This is a genomic window from Pseudomonas sp. PS02303, from assembly GCF_029959925.1.
Taxonomy (GTDB): Bacteria; Pseudomonadota; Gammaproteobacteria; order Pseudomonadales; family Pseudomonadaceae; genus Aquipseudomonas; species Aquipseudomonas mandelii.
This window is the reverse complement of sequence record NZ_JASCOM010000306.1, coordinates 1-6,416: the sequence shown is the minus strand read 5'-3', so window position 1 is coordinate 6,416 and position 6,416 is coordinate 1. Positions and strand designations below refer to the sequence as shown.

Sequence of the window (6,416 nt, the reverse complement as noted above, 5' to 3'; positions counted from 1 at the left end):
GGCAAGCCACGCTCCTGCAAGGTTTCGAGCGGACACAGATTTTGTGTACGCCACAGAACCTGTGGGCGCGTGGCTTGCCCGCGATGAGGCCCGTCCAGTCGATGAAGAGCCCGCCTTGGTCTATACCTGTGGGGGAACTGTATTGCCACCCAAAGGCTCGTACCAATAAGAGCGCCGCCATTTTGAGCAGCGCCCCGGGGAGATCTACCGTTATGCCCGAAACCTCGACCGCCATTGCCGATATCCACATGCTCGACAGCGGCTACGCCCACGAAGCGCGCTCCCTGCTTTACCACGCTTACCGGCACGAACCGACCTTCGGCTATTTGTTCGAGGCCGAACGTCCCGGCTATGAGCATCGTGTGCGAGCGACCGTGCGGGAACTGGTCAAACAACACTTTCTTCAGGATCTGCCGGCCATCGGCCTGCTGGTCAACGACCGCCTGATCGGCATCGCCCTGATCGCTCCACCGCAACGTCGATTGGGTATCACCGAAAGCTGGGCCTGGCGCCTGCGCATGGTGCTCAGCGCCGGTTTTCGTTGTACCCGTCGTTACCTCGATTACCACGCTGCCGTTGCCGCTTGTGTGCCGTCCGACTCGGTGCATGTCCTGCCGTTGCTGGGGATTCACCCGCAGTTCCAGGGCAAACATTTCGGCGAGCAACTGCTGCAAGCGGTGCATAACTGGTGTGCCGTGGATGAAACCTCCCAGGGTGTGATTCTGGACACTGGGAATCCTCGTTATCTGGAGTTCTATAAGCGTCAGGGCTACGAGGAAATCGGCGAGGTAGCGGTAGGACCGATCCGCGAACACGTATTTTTCCACGCCAATCCCCAGGTGTTACAAACAGCAACGGCATAAACGTAAACTTTCGGTAGAACTTTCACTGCATGCCAGGCTCTATCACGCTCCCAAGCTCGTGATAGCATCCGCGCCTATGAAGTTTCCAGGAAGAATTACCAGTGGCGTGCTGATGCTGTTCACCAGCTGCGCGGCACTGGCGCAAAGTGAATTGGATGTGCGGATCAAACCGTCCAACGATGAACTGAAAGCCAATATAGAGGGCTATATCGGCAGCCTCGGCGATCGTGACGAAGAAGCCTTGCTGCGCTTCAGTCGTGGCGCCGAGGAACAGGCGCGCAAGGCCGCCCAGGCGTTGGGGTATTACCAGCCGCAGATCGACAGCGACGTGAAGGGCGGCGAGACGCCGCGCCTGATCCTCAACATCGATCCTGGCGAGCCGGTGCATTTGCGCAATGTCACGATTCGCGTCGACGGCCCGGCGGCCTCGCTCAAATCCTTTCGTGTCCCCAAAAGCGCTGCGCTGAAAACCGGCGCGGTGCTGAACCATGGCCGTTATGAAGACGCCAAGAAACTGATCCAGAATCAGGCCTCGCGTTACGGTTTCTTCAGCGGCCACTTCACGCATCAGACGTTGTCGGTGGACCCACGCGCCGGTGTCGCCGACATCGACCTCGTCTATGACAGCGGCCCGCGTTATGCCCTGGGCAAGGTCAGTTTCGAGGGAGACACGCCGTTCGACGAAGACTTGTTGCGGCGCATGGTGCCGTTCAAGGAAGGCGCACCCTATGACTCTGAACTGATCGCCGAACTCAATCAGGCGATGCAATCGAGCGGCTATTTCGAAAGCGTGCGGGTGGACGCGGCGCCGACGGCGTCCAAGAACGATGTGATCCCGGTCGACGTCAAGCTCGAAACCCGCAAACCACGGACCATGGGCCTGGGGCTGGGTTATTCCACCGACGTCGGTCCCCGGGTCAAGGCCAACTGGACCCGGCACTGGGTCAACCCGCAAGGGCACAGCTATGGCTGGGAGACCGAAATATCGGCGCCACGGCAGAACGTCGGGGTGTTCTACGACATTCCCCTGGACCCGCCGCTGACCGACAAATTGCGTTTTGCCGGTGGTTATCAAAACGAAGAAATCGCCGACAAGGACTCCCTGAGCAAACTCCTGACGGTTGGCCCCGAATGGCACAGCAAGTTGCCCAGTGGCTGGCAGCGCGTGGTCTCGCTCAAGTGGCAACGCGAGGAATACCGGCTCGGCGATGACTCCGGACTCAGTACCCTGCTGATGCCCGGCGTCAGTTATTCCTACCTGAAAAGCGACAACCGCATCGACCCGCACAATGGCTATCGCCTGGAATTCGAGAGCAAAGTGGCGAAGGAAGGCTTGGGGTCCGACAACAACCTGATCTACGGCACGGCGCTGGTCAAAGGCTTGACCACGGTCTTCGATAAACACCGTTTCCTCGGTCGGGTTCAGGTCGGCGGCAGCGCCACCAATGGCTACAAATCGATACCGCCGTCGTTGCGCTTTTTTGCCGGTGGCGATCAGAGCGTGCGCGGCTACGACTATCAAAGCCTGTCCCCGGAGAACTCCGACGGCGACCGCATCGGTGGCCGCTACATGATCACCGGCAGCGTCGAATATCAGTACTCCGTCGCCGAAAAATGGCGGGTCGCAACCTTCGTTGACCAGGGCAACTCCTTCAATACACTCGAACTGCCGAACCTCAAGACCGGCGTGGGCATCGGCGTGCGCTGGGTGTCCCCGGTGGGGCCGATTCGTCTCGACCTGGCGCACGCGATGGACGACGACGGCGGCATTCGACTGCACTTTTCCATGGGGCCCGAGCTGTGAAGCGTGGTTTGAAAATAACGCTGCTGGCGATTCCGGCGCTGCTGATGCTGGTCGTTCTGGCCGTGACCACGGTGCTGGGTACTGCGGCGGGCAGTCGCTGGGCGCTCGGCTGGGTGCCGGGCCTGACCGTGGAGAATTTCCAGGGCCGATTGGGCGGGCAGTGGAGTGCCGATCATCTGGTGTGGCAGCAGGACACCAGTCGGGTTGAGCTGAGCAAACCGATCTTCGCCTGGTCGCCGTTGTGCCTGATGCGCATGACCTTGTGCATCGAGCAATTGAAGGCCGATCAGGTCAGCCTGCAATTCCCGCCGGGCAACGAAGAAGACAACGGCGGGCCAATCACGCTCCCGGATCTGGATTTGCCCCTGGCGATCGAATTGGGTGATGTGCAAATCGGCAGTCTGCTGTTCAACGGCAGCGAAGAACTCAAAGGCCTGCAACTGGCCGCGCACTGGACGGTGCAAGGCTTGCAGATCGACTCGGTGAAGTTGCAGCGTGACGAACTCAGCCTGAACCTGTCAGGCCTGCTGCAACCCAGCGGCAACTGGCCGCTCAAGGCTGAAGGTACGTTGACCCTGCCGGCCCCCGAGCCTTGGAGCCTGGCGTTGAAGGTGGACGGCGACCTGCTGAAAACCCTGAACCTGAAAGCCGACAGCAGCGGTTACTTGAATGGCCAACTGACCGGCGAGCTGCAACCGTTGGTCGACAACCTTCCGGCCAAAGTACGGATCACCGCCGACGGCTTCAAACCCAGCGCCGACCTGCCGGACACCTTGCAACTCAATCAACTCGAGCTCACCGGTGACGGCGACCTGAAAAACGGTTACCAGTTGCTCGGCAAAGCCACGCTGCCCGCTGAAAAAGGCCCGGTGGCGCTGGTGCTGCAAGGCAAGGTCGATGCCAGCGGCGCGCAGATTGCTGCCCTCGACCTGACGGCCAACGACAAGCAATCACTCAAGCTCACCGGCAAACTCGACTGGAGCAAAGGCCTGAGCGCCGATGCGAAGATCGACTGGCTGGATTTCCCGTGGCACCGTCTCTATCCGCTGATCGACGAGCCAGAAGTGGCGTTGCGCCGCTTCAACGGTGAAGTCTCCTACACCGACGGAAAATACATCGGTCACTTCAAATCGGCCCTCGATGGCCCGGCAGGTGCGTTCAGCCTCGAAAGCCCGTTCAGCGGCGACCTGACGAAAATCTATCTGCAACAGATTCAACTCGAAGCCGGGCAGGGCAAAGCCATCGGGCATCTGAACCTGCAGTTTGCCGATGGCATCGGCTGGGACACCGCGCTCGATCTGTCGGCGATCAACCCGGCGTATTGGGTCGCGGAGTTACCGGGTACGTTGGCCGGACCGTTGCGCAGCAAAGGCGAGATGAAGAATGAAAAACTCAGCCTGGATGCCGACCTCGACCTCAAAGGCAAACTGCGCGGCCAACCGGCGGTGATCCAGGCCAAGGCTGACGGCGGCGGTGAACAATGGAACCTCAATGCGCTGCAAATCCGCCTCGGTGACAACAGCATCAACGGCAAGGGCAGTCTGCAACAGAAGCTCGCCGGGCAGATCGACATCAAGCTGCCACGTCTGGCCCAACTCTGGCCGCAACTGCGCGGACAGCTCAACGGCCGCATTGATGTCGCCGGCACGCTCAAGGCACCGCAAGGCAAGCTCGGGCTGCAAGGCACGCAGCTGGCTTTCGAAGACAATCGCCTGCAAAGCCTGAACCTGGACGCAACCCTGGACGGCGCGCAGCGGGCGAAAATCGACCTCAAAGGCAGCGGCATCCAGGCCGGCGACACCTCGCTGGGCACGCTGACCGCCAGCGGCCAGGGCGATATCAAAAACCAGAAACTCACCCTCGATCTGCAAGGGCCGAAACTGAAACTGGCGCTCGGGCTGGACGGTAATCTGGACCAGGGCAATTGGCGCGGACGCCTGGCCAGCGGAGATATCCAGGCCGGCGGTCAGGACTGGAAGCTGCAAGGCCCGGCGAAGCTTGAACGGCTGGCGGACGGCAAGATCAACTTCGGCGCCCATTGCTGGATGTCCGGCCCGGCCAGTCTGTGTGGCGAAGACCAGCGCCTGATGCCGGAACCGAAGCTGCGTTATCACCTCAAGCAATTCCCGATCGAAAGCCTGGCGCAATGGTTGCCGAAAGATTTCGCCTGGAAGGGCCGGCTCAATGCCGACCTGCAACTGGACCTGCCGGCCAGCGGCCCAAACGGCCAGATCAGCGTCGATGCCAGCGGCGGTACGTTGCGCATCAAGGAAAAGGATCAGTGGCTGGACTTCCCGTACCAGACCCTGAAGCTCACCAGCAAACTCACGCCTAAACGCATCGACACCGACCTCAATTTCGTCGGCGGCAAGCTCGGCGAACTGAGGGTGCAGGCGCAGATCAATCCGCTGCTGAAAAACAAACCGCTCACCGGCTCGTTCCGTCTCAGTGGCCTGGATCTATCGGTGGCGCGGCCATTTGTGCCAATGGTCGAGAAACTCACCGGGCGCTTGAACGGCAGTGGCACGCTGTCCGGCGATCTGCTGGCGCCGCAGGTGAACGGCAATCTGTTGCTCAGCGATGGCGAAGTGTCCGGGCCTGAATTGCCGATGGAGTTGCAGGGCTTGCAGCTTCAAGCGCAGATCGCCGGCGAAACGGTGCAGTTGAACGGCGGCTGGAAAAGCGGCAAGGCCGGGCAGGGCAGTCTCAACGGCCACATCGCCTGGGGCCAGGCGCTGGTGGTGGACCTGACGCTCAAGGGCTCACAGTTGCCCGTCACCGTCGAACCCTATGCCAAGCTGGAAGTGGCGCCGGACCTGAAGATCTCGATAAAAGACGAGCAACTGGCGATCGCCGGCAAAGTGCGGGTGCCCAAGGGCGAAATCACCGTGCGCGAGTTGCCGCCGTCGACGGTCAAGGTTTCCGATGACACGGTGATCGTCGGCCAGCAGACCGAAGAGGGCAAACCGCCGCTGGCCATGAAAATGGACATCGACGTGGTGGTGGGTGAGGACAAACTCAGCTTCGCCGGGTTTGGCCTGACCGCCAACCTGCAAGGGCATGTGCACATTGGCGACAACATGGACACCCGAGGCGAACTCTGGCTCAACGACGGGCGTTACCGGGCGTACGGACAGCGGCTGACGGTGCGCCGTGCGCGGCTGCTGTTCGCCGGCCCGATTGACCAGCCGTACCTGGACATCGAAGCCATTCGCCGGACCGACGACGTGATCGCCGGTATTCGCCTCAGCGGCAGCGCCGAGCAGCCGACCACGCAGATCTTCTCCGAGCCGGCCATGAGTCAGGAGCAGGCGTTGTCCTATCTGGTGCTGGGGCGTCCGCTAAGCACCAACGGTGAAGACAACAACATGCTGGCCCAGGCTGCGCTCGGGTTGGGGTTGATGGGCAGTTCGGGAGTGACCGGCAAACTGGCCAACGACCTGGGGATTCAGGATTTCCAGCTCGACACCCAGGGCAGCGGCAATACCACCAGCGTCGTGGCCAGCGGCAATATCTCCGAGAAGCTCAGCCTGCGCTATGGCGTGGGCGTGTTCGAGCCGGCCAACACCATTGCCTTGCGCTACAAACTGAGCAAAAAGGTCTACCTCGAAGCCGCCGGCGGCGTGGCCAGTTCGCTGGACATCTTCTACAAGCGGGACTTCTAAAACCCCCGTCTTCTCCCAAACCGAGTCGCTGCCATCGCGAGCAGGCTCGCTCCCACAGAGATCACACCGAACTCTGTGGGAGCG

3 protein-coding genes are annotated in these 6,416 nt (G+C 61.1%); all 3 read left to right on the top strand.

The features are described 5' to 3' along the window. Positions 1-212 precede the first annotated feature (212 nt). On the top strand, positions 213-863 hold the full coding sequence (locus tag QMX98_RS31095) for a GNAT family N-acetyltransferase (protein ID WP_010458800.1): 651 nt from the start codon (positions 213-215) through the stop codon (positions 861-863). Between the two features lie 76 nt (positions 864-939). After that, entirely contained in the window at positions 940-2,667 is a 1,728-nt protein-coding gene (locus tag QMX98_RS31090; RefSeq protein WP_077749765.1) for an autotransporter assembly complex family protein, read from the top strand. Continuing rightward, positions 2,664-6,332 (top strand): translocation/assembly module TamB domain-containing protein, encoded by a 3,669-nt coding sequence (locus QMX98_RS31085; protein WP_282411902.1) that lies wholly within the window; start codon positions 2,664-2,666, stop codon positions 6,330-6,332. The genes QMX98_RS31090 and QMX98_RS31085 overlap by 4 nt, the downstream gene beginning before the upstream one ends. The last annotated feature ends 84 nt before the right edge of the window (positions 6,333-6,416 follow it).

Bases quoted from the DNA above. Each gene is read 5' to 3' on its own strand.
- QMX98_RS31095 (WP_010458800.1), top strand. From the start codon at position 213: ATGCCCGAAACCTCGACCGCCATTGCCGATATCCACATGCTCGACAGC.
- QMX98_RS31090 (WP_077749765.1), top strand. From the start codon at position 940: ATGAAGTTTCCAGGAAGAATTACCAGTGGCGTGCTGATGCTGTTCACC.